The organism is Halopseudomonas phragmitis, assembly GCF_002056295.1.
Classification (GTDB): Bacteria; Pseudomonadota; Gammaproteobacteria; order Pseudomonadales; family Pseudomonadaceae; genus Halopseudomonas; species Halopseudomonas phragmitis.
Genome location: NZ_CP020100.1, coordinates 706894 through 729715, shown reverse-complemented (window position 1 = coordinate 729715; position 22822 = coordinate 706894). Strand labels below are relative to the sequence as shown.

25 protein-coding genes are annotated in these 22822 nt (G+C 60.3%); 20 read left to right on the top strand and 5 right to left on the bottom strand.

The genetic code is table 11. From position 1 onward, the window contains the following. From rpmD to katG, 10 genes are all read left to right on the top strand, one after another. Nucleotides 1-183: a 50S ribosomal protein L30 gene (gene rpmD, locus BVH74_RS03335; RefSeq protein WP_080048704.1), complete on the top strand. Its 183-nt coding sequence runs from the start codon at nt 1-3 to the stop codon at nt 181-183. A 3-nt stretch (nt 184-186) separates the two neighbouring features. Then, nucleotides 187-621, top strand: a complete 435-nt coding sequence (gene rplO / locus BVH74_RS03330; RefSeq protein ID WP_080048703.1) for a 50S ribosomal protein L15 — start codon at nt 187-189, stop codon at nt 619-621. Further along, the gene (gene secY, locus BVH74_RS03325; protein WP_080048702.1) at nt 622-1950 is read left to right on the top strand and encodes a preprotein translocase subunit SecY; all 1329 of its coding nucleotides are present in this window, start codon (nt 622-624) and stop codon (nt 1948-1950) included. A 23-nt stretch (nt 1951-1973) separates the two neighbouring features. Next, nucleotides 1974-2090, top strand: a complete 117-nt coding sequence (rpmJ, locus tag BVH74_RS03320) for a 50S ribosomal protein L36 (RefSeq protein ID WP_074781302.1) — start codon at nt 1974-1976, stop codon at nt 2088-2090. 170 nt (nt 2091-2260) lie between these two features. After that, nucleotides 2261-2617, top strand: a complete 357-nt coding sequence (rpsM, locus tag BVH74_RS03315; RefSeq protein WP_080048701.1) for a 30S ribosomal protein S13 — start codon at nt 2261-2263, stop codon at nt 2615-2617. A gap of 20 nt (nt 2618-2637) precedes the next feature. Then, complete coding sequence (gene rpsK / locus BVH74_RS03310) at nt 2638-3027, top strand: 30S ribosomal protein S11 (protein ID WP_080048700.1); 390 nt, start codon at nt 2638-2640, stop codon at nt 3025-3027. 15 nt (nt 3028-3042) lie between these two features. After that, on the top strand, nt 3043-3663 hold the full coding sequence (gene rpsD / locus BVH74_RS03305; protein ID WP_080048699.1) for a 30S ribosomal protein S4: 621 nt from the start codon (nt 3043-3045) through the stop codon (nt 3661-3663). 25 nt (nt 3664-3688) lie between these two features. After that, nucleotides 3689-4690 carry a DNA-directed RNA polymerase subunit alpha gene (locus BVH74_RS03300; RefSeq protein ID WP_080048698.1) on the top strand — a complete coding sequence of 334 codons (1002 nt, stop codon included), beginning with the start codon at nt 3689-3691 and terminating at the stop codon, nt 4688-4690. 26 nt (nt 4691-4716) lie between these two features. Further along, complete coding sequence (rplQ, locus tag BVH74_RS03295; protein ID WP_080048697.1) at nt 4717-5100, top strand: 50S ribosomal protein L17; 384 nt, start codon at nt 4717-4719, stop codon at nt 5098-5100. Nucleotides 5101-5531: 431 nt separating this feature from the next. Continuing rightward, complete coding sequence (gene katG, locus BVH74_RS03290) at nt 5532-7655, top strand: catalase/peroxidase HPI (RefSeq protein ID WP_080048696.1); 2124 nt, start codon at nt 5532-5534, stop codon at nt 7653-7655. A 98-nt stretch (nt 7656-7753) separates the two neighbouring features. On the opposite strand, the gene uvrA is transcribed toward katG, so the two are convergent. Further along, the gene (uvrA, locus tag BVH74_RS03285; RefSeq protein ID WP_080048695.1) at nt 7754-10588 is read right to left on the bottom strand and encodes an excinuclease ABC subunit UvrA; all 2835 of its coding nucleotides are present in this window, start codon (nt 10586-10588) and stop codon (nt 7754-7756) included. Nucleotides 10589-10742: 154 nt separating this feature from the next. Here uvrA and BVH74_RS03280 point away from each other — a divergent pair, with 154 nt between their 5' ends. The 4 genes from BVH74_RS03280 to BVH74_RS03265 all read left to right on the top strand — a co-directional run bounded on the left by BVH74_RS03280 (nt 10743) and on the right by BVH74_RS03265 (nt 14356). Then, a complete protein-coding gene (locus BVH74_RS03280) occupies nt 10743-12113 on the top strand; it encodes an MFS transporter (protein WP_080048694.1) in 1371 nt (456 codons plus the stop codon). Between the two features lie 29 nt (nt 12114-12142). Then, nucleotides 12143-12625, top strand: coding sequence for a single-stranded DNA-binding protein (gene ssb / locus BVH74_RS03275; protein ID WP_080048693.1), 483 nt, complete (start codon nt 12143-12145; stop codon nt 12623-12625). A 93-nt stretch (nt 12626-12718) separates the two neighbouring features. Then, a complete protein-coding gene (locus BVH74_RS03270; RefSeq protein WP_080048692.1) occupies nt 12719-13396 on the top strand; it encodes a histidine phosphatase family protein in 678 nt (225 codons plus the stop codon). 63 nt (nt 13397-13459) lie between these two features. Further along, a complete protein-coding gene (locus tag BVH74_RS03265; RefSeq protein WP_231705563.1) occupies nt 13460-14356 on the top strand; it encodes a sugar nucleotide-binding protein in 897 nt (298 codons plus the stop codon). Nucleotides 14357-14381: 25 nt separating this feature from the next. Here the strand turns inward: BVH74_RS03265 and BVH74_RS03260 are convergent, their stop codons facing one another. Beyond that, the gene (locus BVH74_RS03260; RefSeq protein ID WP_080048691.1) at nt 14382-15074 is read right to left on the bottom strand and encodes an OmpW/AlkL family protein; all 693 of its coding nucleotides are present in this window, start codon (nt 15072-15074) and stop codon (nt 14382-14384) included. A 237-nt stretch (nt 15075-15311) separates the two neighbouring features. On the opposite strand from BVH74_RS03260, the gene BVH74_RS03255 reads away from it, so the two are divergent. From BVH74_RS03255 to BVH74_RS03230, 6 genes are read left to right on the top strand one after another with little or no spacing between them, the layout of a single operon-like run. After that, the gene (locus tag BVH74_RS03255; protein WP_080048690.1) at nt 15312-16082 is read left to right on the top strand and encodes a DUF3450 domain-containing protein; all 771 of its coding nucleotides are present in this window, start codon (nt 15312-15314) and stop codon (nt 16080-16082) included. Further along, nucleotides 16079-17437, top strand: coding sequence for a MotA/TolQ/ExbB proton channel family protein (locus tag BVH74_RS03250; protein ID WP_080048689.1), 1359 nt, complete (start codon nt 16079-16081; stop codon nt 17435-17437). The genes BVH74_RS03255 and BVH74_RS03250 overlap by 4 nt, the downstream gene beginning before the upstream one ends. Then, complete coding sequence (locus BVH74_RS03245; RefSeq protein WP_231705562.1) at nt 17430-17945, top strand: MotA/TolQ/ExbB proton channel family protein; 516 nt, start codon at nt 17430-17432, stop codon at nt 17943-17945. Before BVH74_RS03250 ends, BVH74_RS03245 begins: the two co-directional genes overlap by 8 nt. Before the next feature lie 10 nt (nt 17946-17955). Further along, the gene (locus tag BVH74_RS03240) at nt 17956-18366 is read left to right on the top strand and encodes an ExbD/TolR family protein (RefSeq protein ID WP_080048687.1); all 411 of its coding nucleotides are present in this window, start codon (nt 17956-17958) and stop codon (nt 18364-18366) included. Beyond that, a complete protein-coding gene (locus BVH74_RS03235; RefSeq protein WP_080048686.1) occupies nt 18366-19043 on the top strand; it encodes an energy transducer TonB in 678 nt (225 codons plus the stop codon). Before BVH74_RS03240 ends, BVH74_RS03235 begins: the two co-directional genes overlap by 1 nt. Beyond that, a complete protein-coding gene (locus BVH74_RS03230) occupies nt 19043-20215 on the top strand; it encodes a tetratricopeptide repeat protein (protein ID WP_080048685.1) in 1173 nt (390 codons plus the stop codon). Before BVH74_RS03235 ends, BVH74_RS03230 begins: the two co-directional genes overlap by 1 nt. 18 nt (nt 20216-20233) lie before the next feature. On the opposite strand, the gene BVH74_RS03225 is transcribed toward BVH74_RS03230, so the two are convergent. The 3 genes from BVH74_RS03225 to BVH74_RS03215 are packed head-to-tail and all read right to left on the bottom strand — an operon-like array spanning nt 20234 to nt 22736. Beyond that, on the bottom strand, nt 20234-20746 hold the full coding sequence (locus tag BVH74_RS03225; protein ID WP_080048684.1) for a DUF3299 domain-containing protein: 513 nt from the start codon (nt 20744-20746) through the stop codon (nt 20234-20236). Between the two features lie 14 nt (nt 20747-20760). Beyond that, on the bottom strand, nt 20761-22023 hold the full coding sequence (locus BVH74_RS03220; RefSeq protein ID WP_080048683.1) for an ABC transporter permease: 1263 nt from the start codon (nt 22021-22023) through the stop codon (nt 20761-20763). Beyond that, nucleotides 22023-22736, bottom strand: coding sequence for an ATP-binding cassette domain-containing protein (locus BVH74_RS03215; RefSeq protein WP_080048682.1), 714 nt, complete (start codon nt 22734-22736; stop codon nt 22023-22025). Before BVH74_RS03215 ends, BVH74_RS03220 begins: the two co-directional genes overlap by 1 nt. Nucleotides 22737-22822 lie beyond the last annotated feature (86 nt).

Below are 22822 nucleotides of genomic sequence, written 5' to 3'. Positions count from 1 at the left end.
ATGGCTAACGAAAAAATCAAAGTAACGCTGACCAAGAGCGTTGCCGGTCGTCTGCCCAAGCACATCGCCTGTGTAAAGGGCCTGGGCCTGCGCCGTATCGGTCACACTGTTGAAGTCGAAGATACTCCGGCTGTCCGTGGGATGATCAACAAGGTCTCCTACATGGTTCGGGTAGAGGGTTAAGACATGAAACTGAATGATCTGCGTTCCGCACCGGGCGCCCGTCGCGAGAAGCATCGCGTCGGCCGCGGTATCGGTAGCGGCCTGGGCAAGACTGCCGGTCGCGGCCACAAGGGTCTGACTTCTCGCTCCGGCGGGACCGTCGCCCCGGGCTTCGAGGGTGGTCAACAGCCGTTGCATCGTCGTCTGCCGAAGTTTGGTTTTGTTTCCAAGATTGCCATGGTGACCGCCGAGATCCGTACCAGTGAGCTGAACAAGCTGGACGTTGAGGTGGTTGACCTGCAGGCGCTCAAGGATGCCAACATCATCGGCAACAAGTATTCGCGTGCCAAAGTGGTTCTCTCCGGAGAAATCACCAAGGCCGTCACCCTGAAAGGCCTGATGGCTACTAAGGGTGCACGTGCAGCGATCATCGCGGCTGGCGGCAAGATCGAGGACTAAATGGCTAAGCAAGGCGCTCTCTCTGGAATGAATCAAGGCGGCCTGAGTGAACTATGGGGGCGTTTGCGCTTCCTGTTCCTGGCGATCATTGTTTACCGTATCGGGGCGCATATCCCGGTGCCGGGTATCAACCCTGATCGTCTGGCCGATCTGTTCAGACAGAACGAGGGGACCATTCTTAGCCTGTTCAACATGTTCTCTGGTGGTGCCCTGGAGCGAATGAGTATCTTCGCCCTGGGCATCATGCCGTACATCTCTGCGTCAATTATCATGCAGTTGATGACGGCGGTCAGTCCAACCTTGGAGCAGTTGAAAAAGGAAGGTGAGTCCGGGCGTCGGAAAATCAGTCAATACACTCGTTATCTGACTCTGGTGCTGGCCTTTATTCAAGCCATTGGTATGTCTGTGGGTCTGGCCAGTCAGGGCGTAGCGTTCAATACCGGGTTCGGCTTCTACTTCGTAGCGGTCACGACCTTCGTATCGGGCGCCATGTTCATGATGTGGCTGGGTGAACAGATCACCGAGCGCGGTGTTGGCAACGGCATCTCGATGCTGATTTTTGCCGGTATCGTTGCCGGGTTGCCAAGTGCTATTGGCCAGTCGTTCGAAGCGGCGCGCCAGGGCGACATCAACATTTTCGCCTTGATTGCGATTGCCCTTCTGGCGATTGCCTTGGTGGCCTTCGTCGTTTTCGTCGAACGCGGCCAGCGTCGGATCACCGTCAATTACGCTAAGCGCCAACAGGGCCGCAAGGTGTTCGCCGCTCAGAGCAGTCATCTGCCGCTGAAGGTGAATATGGCGGGTGTGATTCCGGCGATTTTCGCCAGCAGTATCCTGTTGTTCCCGGCCTCGCTGGGGACCTGGTTCGGTCAGGGTGAGGGTATGGGCTGGCTGCAGAGCCTGTCTCAGGCCATTGCTCCGGGTCAGCCGCTGAATATCATTCTGTTTAGTGCAGGGATCATTTTCTTCTGCTTCTTCTATACAGCGTTGATGTTCAATCCGAAAGATGTCGCTGAAAACCTGAAGAAATCAGGTGCGTTCATTCCGGGTATTCGCCCGGGTGAGCAGTCAGCGCGTTACATTGACGGTGTTCTGACTCGTCTGACCATGTTCGGTGCCTTGTACATGACTGCGGTTTGTTTGTTGCCGCAGTTCCTGGTGGTATCGGCAAATGTGCCCTTCTATCTGGGTGGGACCTCGCTGTTGATCGTCGTAGTGGTTGTTATGGACTTCATGTCCCAAGTACAATCGCACCTCGTTTCTCAGCAGTACGAGTCTCTTTTGAAGAAATCGAACCTGAAGGGCTACGGCAGCGGCATGCTGCGCTGACGTTCAGGTTTTAGGAGTCGGTTATGAAAGTTGCAGCATCTGTGAAAAAACTTTGCCGTAACTGCAAGGTCATCCGCCGCAATGGTAGCGTGCGCGTGATTTGCAGTGCTGAGCCTCGTCACAAGCAGCGCCAAGGCTAATCGCCTCAACAGCTGATTGAAGACTACGTCTCAGGATAACCGCCACCCGGCCAGATAATTGGCTGGGTGGTTGAATTTTGTTTTTGTTAGCGCTACCCTACTGCACCCTTTTTTGCGCAACCTGGTTTGCTTGGGGTGAGTCAGGTAGCTGTCAGACGGAGTAAATTTGGATGGCCCGTATTGCAGGCGTCAACATCCCGGATAACAAACACACTGTTATCTCCCTGACCTATATCTTTGGTATCGGTCGGACCAAGGCACAGGAAATTTGTGCCACCACCGGCATTGCGCCGGATGTGAAAATCAAGGACCTCAACGAGGAGCAGGTTGACCTGCTGCGTAACGAAGTCGCCAAGAGCACTGTCGAAGGCGATCTGCGTCGTGCGATCAACATGAACGTCAAGCGTCTGATGGATCTGGGTTGCTACCGTGGTCTGCGTCACCGTCGTGGCCTGCCGGTCCGTGGTCAGCGCACCAAGACCAATGCTCGTACCCGTAAGGGTCCGCGCAAGCCGATCCGTAAGTAATCGCGAAGGAATATACAGATATGGCTAAGCCTGCTGCTCGTGTCCGTAAGAAAGTCAAGAAGACGGTGGTTGATGGGGTTGCCCACATCCACGCGTCGTTCAACAACACTATCATCACCATTACCGATCGCCAGGGTAATGCCCTGAGCTGGGCCACTTCCGGTGGTTCCGGTTTCCGTGGCTCGCGCAAGAGCACCCCGTTCGCTGCCCAGGTGGCTGCCGAGCGTGCTGGTCAGGCGGCTCTGGAATATGGTCTGAAGAACCTCGACGTGTGCGTCAAGGGCCCCGGCCCGGGTCGTGAGTCTGCTGTCCGTGCGCTGAATGCCTGCGGTTACAAAATCAGCAGCATCACTGACGTTACCCCCATCCCGCACAACGGCTGCCGCCCGCCGAAGAAGCGTCGCGTTTAATCAGGAGAGACGGAAATGGCTCGTTATATTGGTCCCAAGTGCAAGCTGTCTCGCCGTGAAGGTACAGATCTGTTCCTGAAAAGCGGTGCGCGTGCTCTCGAATCCAAGTGCAAACTGGAAACCCCTCCGGGCGTACACGGTCAACGCCGTGGTCGTCTGTCTGAGTACGGCACCCAGTTGCGTGAAAAACAGAAGGTCCGTCGTATGTACGGCGTTCTGGAGCGTCAATTCAGCAACTATTACAAGGAAGCTGCCCGCCTGAAGGGTGCTACCGGTGAGAACCTGCTGCAACTGCTCGAGCGTCGTCTGGACAATGTGGTTTACCGCATGGGCTTTGGTGCTACCCGCTCCGAAGCGCGTCAGCTGGTTTCCCACAAGGCCATCAGCGTTAACGGCAAGACCGTGAACATCGCTTCCTTCCTGGTATCCCCGGGTGACGTGGTAGCCGTTCGCGAGAAGGCCAAAAACCAGCTGCGTGTTAGCAGTGCGCTCGAACTGGCTGCCCAGCGCGGTCAAGTAGAGTGGATCGAGGTCGATTCTGGCAAGAAGGAAGGTGTCTTCAAGAGCCTGCCGAGCCGCAGCGACCTGTCCGCCGACATCAATGAAAACCTGATCGTCGAGCTCTACTCCAAGTAAGCGACAGACAGTAAATAGGTGCCCCATGCAGAGTTCGGTTACCGAGTTTCTAACCCCGCGTCACATTGACGTACAGGAAACCTCGCCCACCCGCGCCAAGATTACTCTTGAGCCGCTGGAGCGTGGTTTCGGCCATACCCTGGGCAATGCGCTGCGTCGCATCCTGCTCTCCTCCATGCCCGGTTGCGCCGTGGTAGAGGCGGAAATCGACGGCGTTTTGCATGAGTACAGCGCCATCGAGGGCGTCCAGGAAGATGTCATCGAGATCCTGCTGAACCTCAAAGGTCTGGCAATCAAGATGCACGGCCGTGACCAAGTGACCCTTAGCCTTTCCAAGAAAGGCCCAGGTCCGGTTACTGGCGCGGACATTCAACTGGATCACGATGTCGAGATCGTTAACCCCGATCACGTAATCGCCAACCTGTCCGACAACGGCTCCCTGAGCATGAAGTTGACTGTCGCTCGTGGCCGTGGCTACGAGCCGGCGGATGCTCGCCAGTCCGACGAAGACGAGAGCCGTTCGATCGGTCGTCTGCAACTTGACGCTACTTACACCCCGGTTCGCCGCGTGGCTTATGTAGTGGAAAGTGCGCGTGTCGAGCAACGGACCAACCTGGACAAGCTGGTTATCGATCTGGAGACCAACGGTACTCTGGACCCGGAAGAGGCCATTCGCCGTGCCGCTACCATTCTGCAGCAGCAGTTGGCAGCTTTCGTCGATCTCAAGGGTGACCAGGAGCCGGTGGTTGAGCAGCAGGAAGACGAGATTGATCCGATCCTGTTGCGCCCGGTGGACGATCTTGAACTGACTGTGCGCTCGGCCAACTGTCTGAAGGCTGAAAACATCTATTACATTGGCGATCTGATCCAGCGTACCGAAGTGGAGCTGCTGAAGACCCCGAACCTGGGCAAGAAGTCCCTGACCGAGATCAAGGACGTTCTGGCTTCGCGTGGTCTGTCCCTGGGTATGCGTCTGGACAACTGGCCGCCTGCTAGTTTGAAGAAGGACGACAAGGTTTCGGCCTGATCGTCTCGACACCGAGGAATTGAGAGATGCGTCATCGTAAAAGTGGTCGTCACCTGAGCCGGACCAGCTCACACCGCAAGGCCATGTTCCAGAACATGGCGGTGTCGCTGTTCGAGCATGAATTGATCAAAACCACCCTGCCCAAGGCCAAGGAGCTGCGTCGCGTTGCCGAGCCGCTGATCACCCTGGCTAAGGAAGACACTGTTGCCAACCGTCGTCTGGCGTTTGACCGTACCCGCAGCAAAGAAGCGGTCGGCAAACTGTTCAACGATCTGGGCAAGCGCTATGCCGACCGTCCCGGCGGTTATGTGCGTATCCTGAAGTGCGGTTTCCGCCCTGGCGACGCCGCGCCGATGGCTTACGTCGAGCTGGTTGATCGCCCTGAGCTGGCTTCTGCCGGCGAAGAGTAAGGTCAGTCCTTGCTTAGCAAAAAGGCCGGGTTTTCCCGGCTTTTTTGTGCCTGCGATTTGTCGCCTAATCTGTAATCCCTTCCTGAAAGTTTTTCTCTATTGGCAAGCTTGTGTAAATGAATTGGCTGAGTCAGCGCTCAAGGTCAATACTTGCAGCATCCGGTTTCGGCCGGTTCTACCCAGTGTCCATTCGTGACCTATGCATAGCAAGGAGCCTGATATGCCACACAAGAAGAAATCAGTTCAAGCTGAATACCCCTCGGTGATCAATTCACCTTCAAACCGATTTCCATGACTGAGCGCTAAGTCGGATTCTCGCAAAGCCTGGCGCTGACCTAAATCGAGCTCAGCCAAGCATAAAACTGGTATTTCTACCCATTCTGGCTCTATACCCAACCAGCAATGGCGTATCAACCTAAAGGAAGGAACATATGTCGACTGAATCAAAATGCCCTTACCATCCTGCGGGCCTTGGAACCCAGAATATTAACTGGTGGCCGAATATGCTGCGCGTTGATCTGCTCAACCAGCATTCGGAAAGATCTAATCCTCTGGGCGAGAAATTTAACTACGCCAAAGAGTTCAAGAAGCTCGACTATGCCGCGCTCAAGGCTGACATCAAGAAGACCCTGACCGACTCGCAAGAGTGGTGGCCTGCTGACTGGGGAAGCTACGGTGGCCTGTTCATTCGCATGGCTTGGCACAGTGCGGGTACCTATCGTCTGGTAGACGGCCGTGGCGGCGCCGGTCGCGGTCAGCACCGCTTCGCTCCCCTGGGCTCTTGGCCAGATAATGCCAGCCTGGACAAGAGTCGCCGTCTATTGTGGCCGGTAAAACAGAAGTACGGGCAGAAAATCAGTTGGGCCGACCTGTTTATCCTGGCAGGCAACATTGCCCTGGAGGCCTCGGGCTTTCGTACTTTCGGCTTTGCTGCTGGTCGTGAAGACACCTGGGAGCCGGATAACGATGTCAACTGGGGGACCGAGAAGGAGTGGCTGAAACACCGCCGTTCCGAGGCGCTGAAAGACAGTCCCTTGTCTGCTACCGAGATGGGTCTGATTTATGTTAACCCTGAAGGTCCGGAGGCCAGCGGTGATCCGCGTTCGGCGGCGCCGTTTATTCGCGCCACCTTTGGCAACATGGCGATGAACGACGAGGAAATCGTTGCGCTGATCGCTGGAGGCCACACCCTGGGCAAGACTCACGGTGCGGTTCCGGGCGACAAAATCGGGCCGGATCCGGAAGCGGCACCGATCGAACAGCAAGGTCTGGGCTGGGCCAGTGGCTATGGTAGTGGTGTGGGTAAGGATGCGATTACCTCAGGTATTGAAGTGATCTGGACACAGACCCCGACCCAGTGGAGTAACTACTTCTTTGAAAACCTGTTCAAGTACGAGTGGGTTCAGACCAAGTCTCCGGCCGGCGCCATCCAATGGGAGGCCAAAGACGCACCAGAGATCATGCCTGACCCCTTCGATCCGTCGAAGAAGCGTAAGCCGACCATGTTGACCACGGACCTGACTCTGCGCTTCGATCCCGAGTTCGAAAAAATTTCGCGCAGGTTCCTCAATGATCCGCAGGCTTTCAACGAAGCCTTTGCGCGCGCCTGGTTTAAGCTGACCCACCGCGACATGGGTCCCAAGGCGCGCTATCTCGGCCCGGAAGTGCCGAAGGAAGATCTGATCTGGCAAGATCCGTTGCCGCCTGCTGGCGCTGCGCCGTCCGCTGCTGATATTGCTGATGCCAAGACCAAGATCGCTGAGCTAGGGTTGAGTGTTTCCGACTTGGTTTCGCTCGGCTGGGCCTCAGCTGCAACCTTCCGTGGTGGTGACAAGCGCGGTGGTGCCAACGGCGCGCGTCTGGCCCTGCAGCCACAGCGTGGTTGGGCGGTCAACAAGGTCGCGGTTGCTGCTTTGGCCAAGATTGAGGCCATCAAGCCCGCGACCAAGCTGTCGCTGGCTGATCTGATCGTGCTCGCCGGCAATCTTGGTGTCGAGCAGGCAGCCAAGGCTGCGGGTGTGGCGGTCAATGTACCGTTCGCCGCCGGTCGGGTCGATGCGCTCCAGGAGCAGACCGAAGTCGATACCTTTGAATACCTAAAGGGTGTGGCTGATGGTTTCCGTAACTGGAAAGGTGACGGTGTTGATATCAGTGACGAAGTTCTGCTGCTGGACAAGGCTCAGCTTTTGACCTTGACCGGCCCTGAAATGACCGTGTTGGTTGGCGGAATGCGGGTGCTGGGAGCGAACTGGGACGGCAGCAAGCACGGGGTCTTCACTGATAGGGTGGGTGTGCTCAGCAATGACTTCTTCGTCAACCTTCTGGATATGGCTACCGTTTGGAAGTCCAACGGTGGTATCTACGAAGGCGTGGATCGCAAGAGTGGGGCCAAGAAGTACACCGCAACTCGTGCTGATCTGGTGTTTGGTTCCAACTCAATCCTGCGTGCCTATGCCGAGGTTTATGCTCAGGCTGGTGGTCAAGAGAAGTTCGTGCAGGACTTCGTGGCGGCCTGGACCAAGGTGATGAACCTGGACCGCTTCGATCTGGCCTAAACCGCCAGGCAAAGACCTTAGTGGTCATTGCCGCAAAAGCCGGGCTACAAGCCCGGCTTTTGCGTGTCTGCGTTGAGGCAAATTATCTGCGGGATGAATCAGGTACGGTCACGCTCCAGCAGCGGGCCGAGGAATCGCCCGGTGTGTGACTGGGGCATTGCTGCGACTTGTTCCGGGGTGCCACTGGCGATGATCTGTCCCCCCTTGGAACCACCCTCGGGACCAAGGTCGACCAGCCAGTCGGCGGTCTTGATCACGTCCAGGTTGTGTTCGATCACCACCACGGTGTTGCCGTGGTCGCGCAGCCGGTGCAGGACGTCGAGCAGTTGCTGAATGTCGGCAAAGTGCAGGCCGGTAGTCGGCTCGTCGAGAATGTACAGGGTCTTGCCGGTATCACGCTTGGACAGCTCGCGGGCCAACTTGACCCGTTGGGCTTCGCCGCCCGAGAGCGTGGTGGCCGACTGACCGAGGCGAATGTAGGACAATCCGACATCGATCAGGGTTTGCAGTTTGCGGGCAATCGCCGGAATCGCGTCGAAGAACTCGCGAGCCTCCTCGATGGTCATTTCCAGCACCTCATGGATGCTCTTGCCCTTGTAGCGAATCTCCAGGGTCTCGCGGTTGTAGCGTTTGCTCTTGCATACATCGCAGGGGACGTAGATATCTGGCAGAAAATGCATTTCGACCTTGATCAGACCGTCACCCTGGCAGGCTTCGCAACGCCCGCCCTTGACGTTGAACGAGAAGCGCCCGGCCTTGTAACCGCGAGAGCGGGCTTCCTGGGTGCCGGCAAACAGCTCGCGGATCGGGGTGAACAGGCCGGTGTAGGTGGCCGGATTGGAGCGCGGGGTGCGGCCGATCGGGCTCTGGTCAATATCGACTACCTTGTCCAGGTGTTGCAGGCCGTCGAAGCTGTCGTAGGGGGCAGCCTCTAGGGTGGTGGCGCCGTTCAGTGCAGTAGCGGTGATCGGGAACAGGGTATTGTTGATCAGGGTTGATTTTCCCGAGCCGGAGACGCCGGTGATGCAGGTCAGCAGCCCAACCGGGATCTCCAGATTGACCTTCTGCAGGTTGTTGCCGCAGGCCCCCTTGAGCTTTAGCCACTGACCTTTCTGCAGTGGAGTGCGCTTGGCCGGCACGGCAATCTTCTTGCGCCCGGACAGGTATTTGCCGGTCAGCGAGGCGGGGTGCGCCATGACCTGCTGGGGGGTGCCATGGGCAACGATCTGGCCACCGTGCACGCCCGCTCCGGGGCCGATGTCGACCACATAGTCGGCCAGGCGGATGGCATCTTCGTCGTGCTCGACCACGATTACCGTGTTGCCCAGGTCGCGCAGGTGCACCAGGGTTGCCAGCAGTCGTTCGTTGTCGCGTTGATGCAGGCCAATTGAGGGCTCGTCGAGGATATACATGACACCGACCAGGCCGGCGCCGATCTGGCTAGCCAGGCGGATGCGCTGGGCCTCGCCACCGGACAGGGTGTCGGCACTGCGGTCCAAGGTCAGGTAATCAAGGCCAACGTTGACCAGAAACTGCAGGCGTTCGCGAATTTCCTTGAGGATCTTCTCGGCGATCTCCCCCCGGCTGCCATCCAGATGCAACTGGCCGAAGTAATCGGCGGCGGCACCGACCGGCAGGGTGGTAATGCCCGGCAGGTTGCGTTCGTCGATGAATACGTGGCGAGCCTCGCGACGCAGTCGGGTGCCGTGGCAGTCTGGACAGGGTTGGGTGCTCAGGTACTTGGCCAGCTCTTCGCGTACGCTTTGCGATTCAGTTTCCCGGTAGCGTCGCTCCAGATTGGGAACGATGCCCTCAAACGGGTGTTCGCGCAGCACGATATCTCCGCGGTCATTGAGGTAGCGAAAGGTGACCTTAGTGCTGCCGGTGCCATTGAGGATCAGTTTGCGGTGTTGCTCAGACAGCTGGCCAAACGGGGTGTCCAGGTCGATACCGTAATGTTCGGCCAACGAGCCGAGCATCTGGAAATAATAAACGTTGCGCCGATCCCAGCCGCGGATGGCCCCCTCGCCAAGGGTCAGCTCGCCATTGACCAGGCGCTTCTGATCGAAGAACTGCTTGACCCCGAGCCCATCGCAGCTGGGGCAGGCACCGGCCGGATTGTTGAAGGAGAACAGCCGCGGTTCCAGTTCGCTGATCGAGTGCCCGCACTCGGGGCAGGCAAAGCGGGCGCTGAAGGTGATTTCGTTGCCGTCTTCGCCGTCCATGGGAGCGATGATGGCGATACCGTCGGCCAGGTGCAGAGCGGTTTCAAAGGATTCGGCCAGCCGCAGTTGCAGATCATCTCGAACCTTGAACCGGTCGACCACCACTTCGATGCTGTGTTTGCGCTGTTTGTCCAGTGCCGGGGCTTCATCCAGGTCATGCACACGGCCATCGATGCGGGCGCGGACAAAACCCTGGGCGCGCAGTTCGTCGAGCACTGCCAGGTGCTCGCCCTTACGCTCGCGGATTACCGGGGCCAGCAGCATCAGCTTGCTGCCTTCGGGCAGGGCCAGCACTTGGTCGACCATCTGGCTGACGGTCTGGGCCGCCAGCGGCAGGTCATGATCCGGGCAGCGTGGAATGCCGACCCGGGCATACAGCAGGCGCAGATAATCGTAGATTTCGGTAATAGTGCCGACGGTCGAGCGCGGGTTGTGCGAGGTAGATTTCTGCTCGATGGAGATCGCCGGCGACAGGCCTTCGATATGGTCGACATCGGGCTTTTCCATCATCGACAGGAACTGCCGGGCATAGGCCGACAGCGACTCGACGTAGCGGCGCTGACCCTCGGCATAGAGGGTGTCGAAGGCCAGGGAGGACTTGCCTGAGCCGGACAGGCCAGTGATCACGATCAGCTTGTCGCGGGGCAGATCAAGGTCGACATTCTTCAGGTTGTGGGTGCGTGCCCCACGAATCAGTATGGTATCCACAACACATGCACCGGGCGGCTAGCAAAGCGGACTAGTATACGGGTTTCGGCCACTGGACGGCAAAGTGATGGGGCTTGCGGCGTCGGTCGCTCGGGGCGTGGCGGGGCGGTGTCGGCGTGCTAGAATGCGCGCTTTTGCTGATTGCGGAGCCACCATGCCCAGGGCTGATTCAATGACCACTGCCGAACGCCGGGCGGCCTCGTCGCTGGCGGCGGTGTTCGCCTTTCGCATGCTGGGGCTGTTCATGGTGCTGCCGGTGCTGGCCACTTACGGTCAGGGACTGGCCGGGGCGACACCGCTGCTGATCGGCATGGCGATTGGTGCCTATGGCCTGACCCAGGCCTTTCTGCAGATTCCCTTTGGCATGCTGTCCGACCGGATTGGGCGCAAGCCGGTGATCGTTGGTGGTCTGGTGCTGTTCGCCCTGGGTGGGTTACTGGCCAGCCAGGCGGAAACTATCTATGGCGTGATCGCCGGGCGGGTGCTGCAAGGGGCTGGAGCAATCGCCGCTGCGGTGATGGCGCTGGTGGCTGACCTGACGCGCGAGCAACACCGGACCAAGGCCATGGCCATGATCGGCATGAGTATCGGTACTTCTTTTGCCGTGGCGATGGTGGCTGGGCCGGTAATCGCTGGTCTGGGTGGCCTGACGGCAGTGTTTCAGGTGACCGCCGGGTTGGCCGTGTTGGGGTTGGTGCTGGTGCTCTGGGTGGTGCCGTCGCCGCAACAGGCGCTTCGTCACCGTGAGGCGGGGGTGGTGCGCGCGGCCTTTTGGCCGACCCTGCGCAACCCTGAGCTGCTGCGACTGAACTACGGCATTGCGGTACTGCACGCGATATTGATGGCGGTATTCATTGCCGTACCGCTGGCTCTGCAGGAACGGGCCGGGCTGCCGCCTGAGGAGCATTGGTGGGTCTATCTGGCGGCTTTGCTGGTGTCGTTCTTCGCCATGGTGCCGTTTATCATCTATGCCGAGCGTCAGCGACAGATGAAACGGGTGGTGTTGGGGGCAATCATGCTACTGGCGCTGGTCCAGCCGCTGTTCTGGCTGAGTGTTGATTCGCTGGGCTGGCTGGTGACGGCGGTCGTGCTGTTCTTCATTGGCTTCAATCTGCTTGAGGCTACCTTGCCATCGCTGCTCAGCAAGCTGGCGCCAGCCGGCAGCAAGGGTACCGCCATGGGCGTCTACTCAACCTGCCAGTTCGCTGGCGCGGCGCTGGGTGGGGTGCTGGGTGGCGCGGTATTCGGGGCCTTTGGCTTGACCGGGGTGTTCGTCTGTTGTGCGTTGCTTGCACTGTCCTGGTGGGTGATTGGTGTTACCATGGGCGAGCCACCGTACGTTACCAGCTACCGCCTGCCGTTGCCCCTGGCGCTGGTCCGGGATGAGGCATTACCCCGGCGAATTCTCGCGGTTCCGGGGGTAGCTGAAGCGGTGGTTGTGGCCGAAGAGGCCGCAGCATATCTAAAAGTCGATACACAGGTGCTCGACCGTGAGGCTCTGGATCGGGTCATTGATCCGGCCTGAGCTGGCGGCGGCACGTCAGGAGAGAAAACATGGCCAGAGGCGTCAACAAGGTAATTCTGATCGGTAATGTAGGGGGCGACCCGGAAGTGCGCTACCTGCCCAACGGCAATGCGGTGGCCAACGTCACCCTGGCCACCAGCGATAGCTGGAAAGACAAGCAGAGCGGTCAGATGCAGGAGCGTACTGAGTGGCACCGGGTGGTGTTCTTCGGCCGTTTGGCGGAAATCGTTGGAGAGTATGTACGCAAGGGCTCCAAGCTCTATATCGAAGGTCGTCTGCAGACCCGCGAATGGGAGAAGGATGGGGTCAAGCGCTACACCACCGAGATCGTGGTCGATATGGGCGGTCAGATGCAGTTGCTCGATAGCCGTCAGGGCGGAGAAGGCATGGGGCAACGTGCACCGCAGGAACGTCCGGCGCAGCCGGCTCGTCAACAGCCGCAGGCTCAGCCAGCCGCTCAGCAGCAGCCGGCGCCCGATTACGACAGCTTTGATGACGACATTCCGTTCTGATATGTAACTGTCGGTGAAACCCGGTATGACCGAGCATAGAATGCTATCCCGGTCTGCCGGGTTTTCTTTTGTTCAGTGAAAATGGGTTGCCCGATGTCAGATATCTACTTCGTACGCCATGGCCAGGCCTCCTTCGGCTCCAGCAACTATGATCAGTTGTCCGAGTTAGGACATCAGCAGGCGCGGCTGCTGGGCGAATATTTTCGCGAGCGGGACATGCAGTTTGAGCGGGTTCTGGTCGGCGATATGGTCCGGCATCGGGAAACCGCCGAAGGCATCTGTCAGGGGATGGGGCTCAGCGGTAGCAGCTTCGAGGTTCTGACAGAGCTCAACGAATTTGATTTTCATGCGATTCTGAAGGCCTATCTTACTCAATTCCCGGACCAGGCGTTGCCGGAGAAACCGGCGGTGGCGGACTTCTTCAAGCGTCTGCGCCAGGGCATTCTGCTCTGGTCGCGTGGCGAGCTGCAGGGTGAGTTGCCGGAAACCTGGGTGCAATTCGAGCAGCGTTTGCAGTATGTCCGTGAGTATGTGATGCGCGAGTGTGCCGGCCGCCGGGTGCTGGCGGTCAGTTCTGGTGGGGCGATTGCCATGTTGGTACGGCAACTGCTCAAGGCGCCGGAAGAAATCATGGTCGAACTCAACCTGCAAACCCGCAATACCGCCTTGATTCACTGCATCTTCAACCAGCGTTCAATGCGTTTGAGCAGTTTCAACAATGTGCCGCATCTGGATCACCCAGAGCGCCAGGCACTGATCAGCTACACCTGAGGGTGACGAGCAGGCCGCAAGCAATGCACAATGCAGCGAATCTGAACGGATAAAGGTAAGTGCATGCGCATGCGGGTAATGCTGCTGGGGGCTGACAATAGGTTGGGACAAGCCCTGACGGCTCTGGCAGCGGCTGAAGACATCCAGCTCATGGCGGTCGGCCAGCCTGAAGGCGGCTGGCGCGCCGAGGCGCTGGACAGTTGGCTGGCGCAGCAGCCGGACGCCGTGGTCAATCTGACCCATTACCATGAACAGTTTCAACTGGGTGTCCAGGATGCCCGCACGTTGCAGGCTCAGCGGGCCTTCGATACGGCGCTGCTCGCGGCCTGCCAGCAGCATGACGTGCTGTTGCTGATGCTCTCCAGCGCCAGGGTCTTCGATGGGCTCAAGCCGGCGCCCTACAGCGAAAAGGATGAGACCGCACCGGCTGATCCGCTGGGGGCGATGCAGGCTGAGCTGGAGCAGCGGCTGCTGGTCTGGGAGCGGCATTTGATCCTGCGCTTGAGCTGGGTGCTGGACAGTTCGGCTGAAGGCCAGCTTGGACGCTTGTTGACTCAGCTGTGTTCGGCCCAGCCAGTGACCCTGGCCGAAGAATGGCGTGGCAACCCGACCCCGGTGACCGATGTGGCCCGGGTGATACTGGCGCTGCTCAAACAGGTCGACTGTGACGCCCCATTGTACGGGCTCTACCACTATGGTGGTGCCGAGGTCAGTAGCTGGATCAGTCTGGCCAAGGCGTTGGTGCAGGAATTGCTGGCCGCCGGTTATATCGAGCACGACCCGCTGATTCAGCCGGTTCCCTTCAGCAGTCAGCCGATGGCCGGTAAGGAACCGCAGAATGCGGCGCTCTCGGGCAAGCGGATTCTGCATACTTTCGGGATCAAGCCCAGGGCCTGGCGCAGTCAACTGGCCGGGCTACTGGAGCAGAGCCTGGGAGCCAAAAACCAACGGCCGCAGTAGCGGCCGTTGTTCGTTCCCGGTGGGCTTAAAACTTGTAGCCCAGGCCCACCATGTAGACAAACGGGTCAACGTCGACATCGACTTTCAGGCGGCCGACGCCATCCAGGTGAGTGTAGCCGGTGGTGCTGATGTCGATATAACGAACCTGGGCGTTGACCATCAGATTTTCGGTCAGCATGTAATCAGCGCCGATCTGTGCAGCCCAGCCCCAGGAGTTATCCAGGCTCAGGCCGCGGAAACCCTTGCCCTTGGCCTCGCTGCCTACTTCCTCATCAAAGAACCAGGTGAAATTGACCCCAGCACCAACATAGGGCTGGAACGCTGAATTGTTCTGCAGCGGATACCACAGTGCACTCAGGGTCGGCGGCAGGTGTTTGATGGTTCCGAGTTTGCCGTTAAGGGCATCCAGGCCCGCTGGTGAGCCGGCAACCCCGACTTCGTGTTTGAACGGGGTGGCGGCCAGCAGCTCTACGGCAAACTGGTCGGTCAGCATGTAGGCAAAGTTCAAGCCAAGCTGGGTGTCCTTGTTCAGGGTAGCCTTGCCGCCCAGATTGGCGCCGCCGGTCTTAATGCCTGAGCTGTCCTCGCGCGGGTCGACCACAATGGCGCCAGCGCGGACGATGATATCACCGGCCTGATGAGCCTGGGCGACAGAAGCAGCGAGTAGAGCCGGAGCCAGCAGCAGGCTGGCGGTCAATTTGGAAACGAAATGCGACATGGAGTCTCTCCTTGAATAACGTGTAGGGCGACTTTAGTAGCTGGGTCATGGGGCGGTATTGATCTGGAGCAAAGGTTGAATGGGGTTGCCTGCGACCGTCTGTCACAGTGGTCAGGAAGTCTGCAGGGGAACGCCCGGGAAAATGTCCCGGGGCTGGATTGGTGGTTGAAGTCTGTGCAGTCAAAGATGATAATGCTTCTCTTTTAAGAGGCGCCGGCTAGAGCGGCGCGGTGGGAGATACCAATGAAAGTGGTGTGGATGGTGATGCTGGCCCTGTTGCCGGGTCTGGCGCTGGGCCAGAGTGCCGGTGAGCGGGCGCTGACCGAGAGCGAGGCGCTGAGCGCCGAGGCGGCGGCTTCCCAGCAGCGGATCGAGCAGATGGACGATGCTGCCCGGCAGGCGCTGGAGCGCTATCGCCAGGCGGTCACCCAGCGCGAGCAATTGCTGGCCTATAACGAGCGCCTGCGCGACATGGTGACCGCCCAGGAAGGTGAACTGGAAAGTCTGCAACTGCAGGTGGCCAGCATTGAGGAGACCCAGCGTGAAGTGCTGCCGATGATTCAGCGGATGGTCGACTCGCTGGAGCAGTTCGTCGCTCTGGATCTGCCATTTCTGGCAGAGGAGCGGGCCGAGCGGGTGACTCAGCTCAAGGAGCTGATGGCTCGGGCCGATGTCAGCGTAGCGGAAAAGTACCGGCGCACCATCGAAGCCTATCAGATTGAAAGTGATTACGGTCGGACCCTGGAGGCCTGGCGTGGCACTGTCGAAGCCAATGGCCAAGCCCGGGTGGTCGATTTCCTCCGGCTTGGACGGCTGATGCTGTTCTATCAGAGTCTGGATGGTCGCGAGCAGGGCTATTGGGATCCCCAGGCCCAGCGCTGGACCAGCCTGCCGTCGGGCTATCACCGGACGCTGGAACAGGGACTGAGCATTGCCCGTCAACAACAAACCCCGGTGATGCTGAAGTTACCGTTGCCGCCGATCAGCGAGCCGGGAGGTGAGTCATGAAACGCCTGTTGATTATCCTGCTGGCCGGATTGATGGCGCCGCTGGTACAGGCGCAACCGGCCAGCCTCGACGATCTGCTGCGCAACGTCCGTGAGCTGCGCAGCAGCGAACAGGCGGCAATGCGTGAGCGTGAAACCCGTTTCATTACTGAACGCGACCAGCAGCAACGCCGGCTGCGCGAGGCCGAGCAGGCGCTGGCCGGGGTTCAGGCTGAAGCCGACCGGCTCAAGGCTCGGTTCGATCAGCAGGAGGCTGAGCTGGCCGAACTGCAGGCTGAGCTGAGCCAGCGCAGTGGCAGTCTGGGCGAGTTGTTCGGGGTCGTCCGCCAGAGTGCGGGTGACACCCTCAGTCAGTGGCAGGATTCCTTGCTCAACCTGAAATTCCCTGAACGGACCGCGACTCTGCAGCAGTTGTCCGAGAGCCGGCAGATTCCCACCGTCGAGACGCTGGAGCAGTTCTGGTTCACCCTGCAGCAGGATATGACAGACAGTGGCAAGGTTAGCCGCTTCGACGCACCGGTTGTGGGGCGCGATGGCCAGCAGCAACTCAGCCCGGTGCTGGCAGTGGGGCCCTTCATCGCAGTGCAGGGGCGTGACTACCTGATTTATCAACCCGAAGCAGGGCAACTGCTGGTGGCTGCGCGTCAGCCTGATGGCAATGGCTTGGCGAGCAAGTTCGACAGCCCGCGCACCGGGCTGGCTGACCTGTGGGTCGACCCGACGCGTGGCAATGTCATCAACCAGTTGCAACTGACCCCGAGTCTGTGGGAGCGGGTTCAGCAGGGAGGCCTGGTGGGTTATGTGATTCTGGCACTGGGTCTGATTGGCCTGCTGCTGGCGCTGGCGCGGCTAGCCTGGCTGCAGCGCACCCAGCAACGAGTTGACCGGCAGGTTGCTGATCTGGACAACCTGGATACCGGCAACCCGCTGGGCCGGGTACTTGGGGTCATCGGTGCGCAACCGAAGCTGGAACAGCTCGATACCCTGGAATTGAAGCTGGATGAAGCCATCCTCAAGGAAACGCCGGCGCTGGAGCGTTGGCAGGGGCTGATCAAACTGTTGGCCGCGGTGGCGCCGCTGCTCGGGCTGCTCGGCACCGTGACCGGGATGATCGCGACCTTTCAGGCCATCACCCTGTTTGGTACCGGTGATCCGAAACTGATGGCCGGGGGTATTTCCCAAGCGCTGGTAACCACAGTACTGGGCCTGGTGGTAGCCATTCCGCTGCTGTTCATGCACAGCCTGGTGGCGGCGCGTAGCAAGGCTCTGGTACAGCTGCTGGAACAGCAGAGTGCCGGCCTGATCGCGCTGCACCTGGGCGGCGATGAGCGTGGCGAGGAGCGCCGCGGTGCTTGACGGACTGTGGCTGCTGCGCGATTTCCTCGACAGCGGTGGCTGGGTCCTGTGGACCATTCTCTGGGTCACCGTACTGCTGTGGACATTGATGCTTGAGCGCTTGTGGTTTCTGGGCTGGGTATTTCCCCGCCAGGCCCAGGGCTATCAGCAGGCCTGGCAAGCCCGGGCCGATCGCGCCAGCCTGGCCGCCCGGCATATACGCAACGCCTGGCTGTCTCAGGCCCAGCAGCGGCTTAACCGGTTTATCCCGCTGGTGCGGGTACTGATCGCCCTGTGCCCCTTGCTGGGGTTGCTGGGCACCGTGACCGGGATGATCCAGGTGTTCGATGTCATGGCCCTGAGTGGCAATGGCAATCCCCGGGCCATGGCGTCCGGGGTTTCGCGGGCGACCATGCCGACCATGGCCGGCATGGTGATCGCCATCAGCGGCTTATTTTGCCTGGCGCGGCTGGATCAACAGTCACGCAGGGCGCTGCAGCGGCTTACCGACCGACTGCGACACGATTAGGAATTGAGTTATGCGCATGCGCAGGCACACCGGCAATGACGAGGAAGCGGGCATCGACTTGACCCCGATGCTGGATATCGTCTTCATCATGCTGATCTTTTTCATCGTCACCAGCTCCTTTATCAAGGAATCGGGGATTACCGTGCAAACCCCTTCGGCGGCGAGCGCCAGTGAGCAGCCCAAGGGCAATATCCTGATTGCGGTCAGCCCCAACGGCGAAATCTGGATCGACCGTCAGCGGGTCGATATTCGCGCCGTGCGCGCAGCAGTCGAGCGTCTGCGGGTGGACCAGCCGGACAGCAGTGTCGTGGTCCAGGCCGACCGCGACTCGCGCAGCGGACTGGTGATTCAGGTCATGGATCAGGTACGCCTGGCCGGGGTCATGGACGTGGCTCTGGCGGCCACGGCAGAGAGCCGCTGATGCGCCTGTTGGTCAGTTTCCTTGGCGCGCTGCTGGTGGCGCTGGCGCTGTTCGCCCTGATGCTGGTGCTGATCATGCCGCCGCGTGACAACAGCCTGCCGGACGACGAGCTGGCACGGGTCAGCTTCGTGCGCAGCGTTTCCGATACCCAGAGCGACAGTCGCGAGCGCCAGCCGCGTCAGGCCCCTGAGCCGCCGACCCCGCAGCCGCCGGTCACGCCGACCCCGCCTAGGCCGCCGCAGCCGCAGGTCGATACCCAGGTCAATCTCAACATTGACCTGCCGAATATCAGTACCCCGCTGGCGATCAGCAGTGCGCCAAGCCTGCAGAACCTCAGTGCCGCGGCGGAAGTGGCAACGCCACCGCCAGCCCCGACCATGGACGCCACGCCAAGCCTGTCGGAAGAAGTGACGCCACTGGTCGATATTCCGCCGAACTACCCGCAACGGGCGCTGGCGGCAGGGATTGAAGGGGAGGTCACGCTAGCCTTCACCATCACCGCCGACGGTCGGGTCGACAACTTGCGGGTTACCCATGCCAATCCTCCAGGTGTGTTTGAGCGCGAGGCCCGCCGGGCGGCGATGCGCTGGCGTTTCGCCCCGCGACGGGAGAATGGCCAGAATGTGGCGCGCGAAGCCACCAAAACGCTCTACTTCCGTTTGGATGGAGGTCGCTGATGCGTTACTTGATCCTGTTACTGGTCCTGGCAAGCCCGATGGTGTGTGCTCAGCAGACGGTTCAGCCTTCCGTGTTTCAGGCCCTGACCAGTGCCCAGCAGGCGCAGCAGCAGGGTAACTACGGTCAGGCTCGCGACACGCTGCAGCAGGCGCTGAACCAGGTGCGGGCCGGCAGCCTGGAGCAGGCGCTGATTGAGCAGCGGCTGGGTTATCTGGCGATTGCCCGTGACCGCCACGAGGAAGCGATCGACTGGCTGAGCAAAGCTCTAGCACACGACCGGCTGGAGGCCGAAGCCGCCAGTCAGGATCGGCGTAATCTGGCCCAGTTGCTGGCCGTGGCCGGGCGTTACCGTGAGGCTGTGACGCTGCTTGAGGTAGAACAGGCGCGCGGTGCTCTGCCGCGAGACAGTCAGCGCCTGCTAGTGCAGGCCTACAGTCAGCTGCGTCAATTCGACAAGGCCATTCCCTTGGCCGAGCGGGTTGTGCGCGAAGAACCAGGCATCGATGCCGCCTGGTATCAATTGCTGGTCGGCATGAACTACCGCCTGCAGCGTTACAGTCAGGCCGAGCGCTGGCTCAAGCCGATGCTGCGCCGTGAACCTGCCAATGCGGAGTACTGGCGGCAACTGGCCGCAATGCAAAGCCTGGACAACCGTCCTCGGGCGGCGGCGGCCAGTTTGCGCCTGGCTTATGAGGCCGGGGTGCGTTTCTCGGCCACCGACCTTGATAGCCTGGTCGGTCTGCAAACCCAGGCCGGCGCACCCTGGCAGGCGGCCAGGCTGCTGGAGGAAATGTTCGAGCGTGGGCTGTTGCCGGCCAATGCTGAGCGACGTGAGCGCCTGGCCCAGTTATGGCAGCTGGCGCGTGACCGACAGCGCGCCGAGTCGGCCTGGCGCAGCCTGGCTGAGCACAGTGGTCGCGCTTCACACTGGCTGAGAGTGGCAGCGGTGCAGATGGAGAGTGAAGACTGGAACGGGTTGCTGGCCAGCCTGGCCCGCGCCGAGTCTGACGCCAATGCCGAGCAGCGGCGGCAGATTCGTTTGTGGCAGGGTTATGCCCGCCAGGCCCTGGGTGAGCCGGAGGCGGCGCGTCGGGCCCTGCTTGAGGTTAGTGACGGGCGTCAGGCGGAAGAGGCCCGACGCTTGCTGGAGTGGATTGACAACCAGTCCTGAGCAGGCTGGACGCTCCAATCAATAGGTATAGGGCTCGACCTGGGCTCCGGCGATCCGGTAGCCGGCATTGGCCAGATCGCTTTCCATGTGCTCAACCTGCATGGGGCCGGTGATCCAGAAGGGCTGATACAGATCCTGCAGGGGAATGCCCTGGCTGCTCTTGACGTAGACGATCTGGTTTGATGGCGGCGGCGGAACATGGATGCAGGCGCCGAAGTAAGGCACCAGCAGAAACTCATCAACTTCCCCGCGCTCGGTAATCCCCAGCGGCACGACATAGCCGGGCAAGCGCACCTGGCGACCATCCAGTTCCGGTACTACCGGCGCCGCCGGCTCCACCTGCACCGCCGGGTCGCCATAGAATTCGTCACCCAGAGCGTCGGCCAGTTGCGACAGGTCGTGCACCGGTGCCGGCATGCCAAGCATGTCGCGGGCCTCGGGCGGTACCAGGTCGCCCCAGGTCAGTTCCTCAACGGCCCAGCTATTGGCGCTGAGCAGGGTGGTGGCGAGTAGTGCAGCCAGAATTCGCATAAATACTGCTTACCTCAGGTTCGTATCGACAGCCCATCGACCAGCGATTGGCGGTAGGCCCGCCAGGCCGGGACGCTGCCCATCAGGATGCTGGCGCACAGGATAGCGCCAAGCAGTTGCCATTCATACAGGCCCGGGGGGGTGATCTGGATGAACAGGCCATAGTGGGCAAGGATCAGCGGCTGACCGATCCACAGCCCCAGGTACATCAAGCCGAGCCCCAGCAGGATACCACTCAAGGCCAGACTGGCGGCTTCAAGCAGCAGCAGACCGAAGATGTGTCGGGGCTTGGCGCCAACCGAGCGCAGTATGGCCATTTCCCGTCGACGCTCGTTGAGACTGCTGAGAATGGCCGTCAGCATGCCGACCAGGCCGGTCAGGACTACAAACACCGAAACGATGAACAGGGCCTTTTCTGCGACCCCGAGCAGGCTCCAGAGTTCCTGCAGAGCGACGCCCGGCAGGATCGCCAGCAGCGGCTCACCGCGGTACTGATTGATCTCGCGCTGCACCGCAAAGGTACTGATCCGGTTGTTCAGGCCCAGCAACATGGCGGTGATGGCCTTGGGCGTCAGCTCCAGTTCGCGGGCCTGTTCGGCATCAATACGGGCCGAACCGCGGGCGGGCATGCCCTGTTGCCAGTCGACATGCAGGGCTTCCATGCCTTCCAGGCTGATATGCACGGTGCGGTCGACCGGTGTGCCGGTGCGTTCGAGAATACCGCTGACCCGAAACGGTTTGTCTGCGTGATCGACAAAGCTGACCGCGCCAGTGCCATGGGCCAGGACGATCTCGTCACCCAGGCGGTAATTCAGTTCGCGGGCGATATCGGCGCCGAGCACCGCGTCGTACAGGTCATCGAAGGCCTGACCCTGGCTCAGCTGCAGGGCTTGGCTGCGACCATAGCGAAAGTGCTCAAAATAGCTGTGATTGGTACCCATGACCGGGAATCCACGGTGCGAGTCGCCCAGCGAGACCGGTATGGCCCAGGCGACCCGGGGGTGCTCGGCAAAGTGCTCGAAGCTGTCCCAGCGGATGTTGTTGGTGGCGCTGCCGATACGAAAGACCGAATACAGCAGCAGTTGTACTGAACCCGAGCGGGCACCGACGATCAGGTCGGTGCCGCTGATGGTATTGGCGAAGCTGGCGCGGGCTTCAGTACGTACCTTCTCCACTGCCAGCAACAGGGTCACGCTGAGGGCGATGGCCAGCACCGTCAGAATTGCGGAAAAACGCCGGTTACCCAGGCTCTTCAAGGCCAGTCGCAGCAGATGCATCAAATCACCTCCTGGGTGCTGGCGGCCCGATTGAGTTGTTGCAGCGACAAGCCACGGTCGAACAGCCGTTCCAGTGAGGCATCATGGCTGACAAACAGCAGGCTGCTGCCGGCGGCCTGACATTCGGCGAACAGCAGTTTGAGAAACGCCTCGCGGCTGTCGGCATCCAGCGCCGAGGTCGGCTCGTCAGCGATTACCAGTTCCGGGCTGCCGATCAGGGCGCGAGCCGAAGCCACGCGTTGTTGTTGACCAATCGACAGTTCGGTCACCGGACGCCGCAACAGGGCTGGGTCAGCCAGACCGAGGTGGGCGAGCAGCTCGCAAGCGGCTTGCTCCAGGCTGGGGTGGCGTGCCAGCGCGCGCTGGCGGCGGATTCGTGAGAAACGGCAGGGCAGGATGACATTGTCGACCAACGACAAATAGGGCAGCAGGTTGAACATCTGAAATATGTAGCCGGTGTGGTCGGCGCGGAAACGGTCGCGGCGTACCGATGACAGTCTGGCCAGATCCTGGCCGAGCAGGCGGATATGTCCGCTGGCTGGCAGGTAGACCCCACCAAGCAGGCCCAGCAGGGTGGTCTTGCCGCTACCTGATGGCCCCTTGAGAAAGACTTTTTCACCAGCTTGCAGGGTGAACTCATGGATATCCAGCAGGGTTGGCTGGCCAGGCCATGCATAGGTCATGTCGTGCAGTTGGATAACAGGCTGGGTCATGGGCGTGCCGTTGGCAGATTGCAGGGGTTCAAACTACAGGCTTGGGCTAATGCAAGACAAGAGGGCGTGCAGGGCGGGTCTGCACG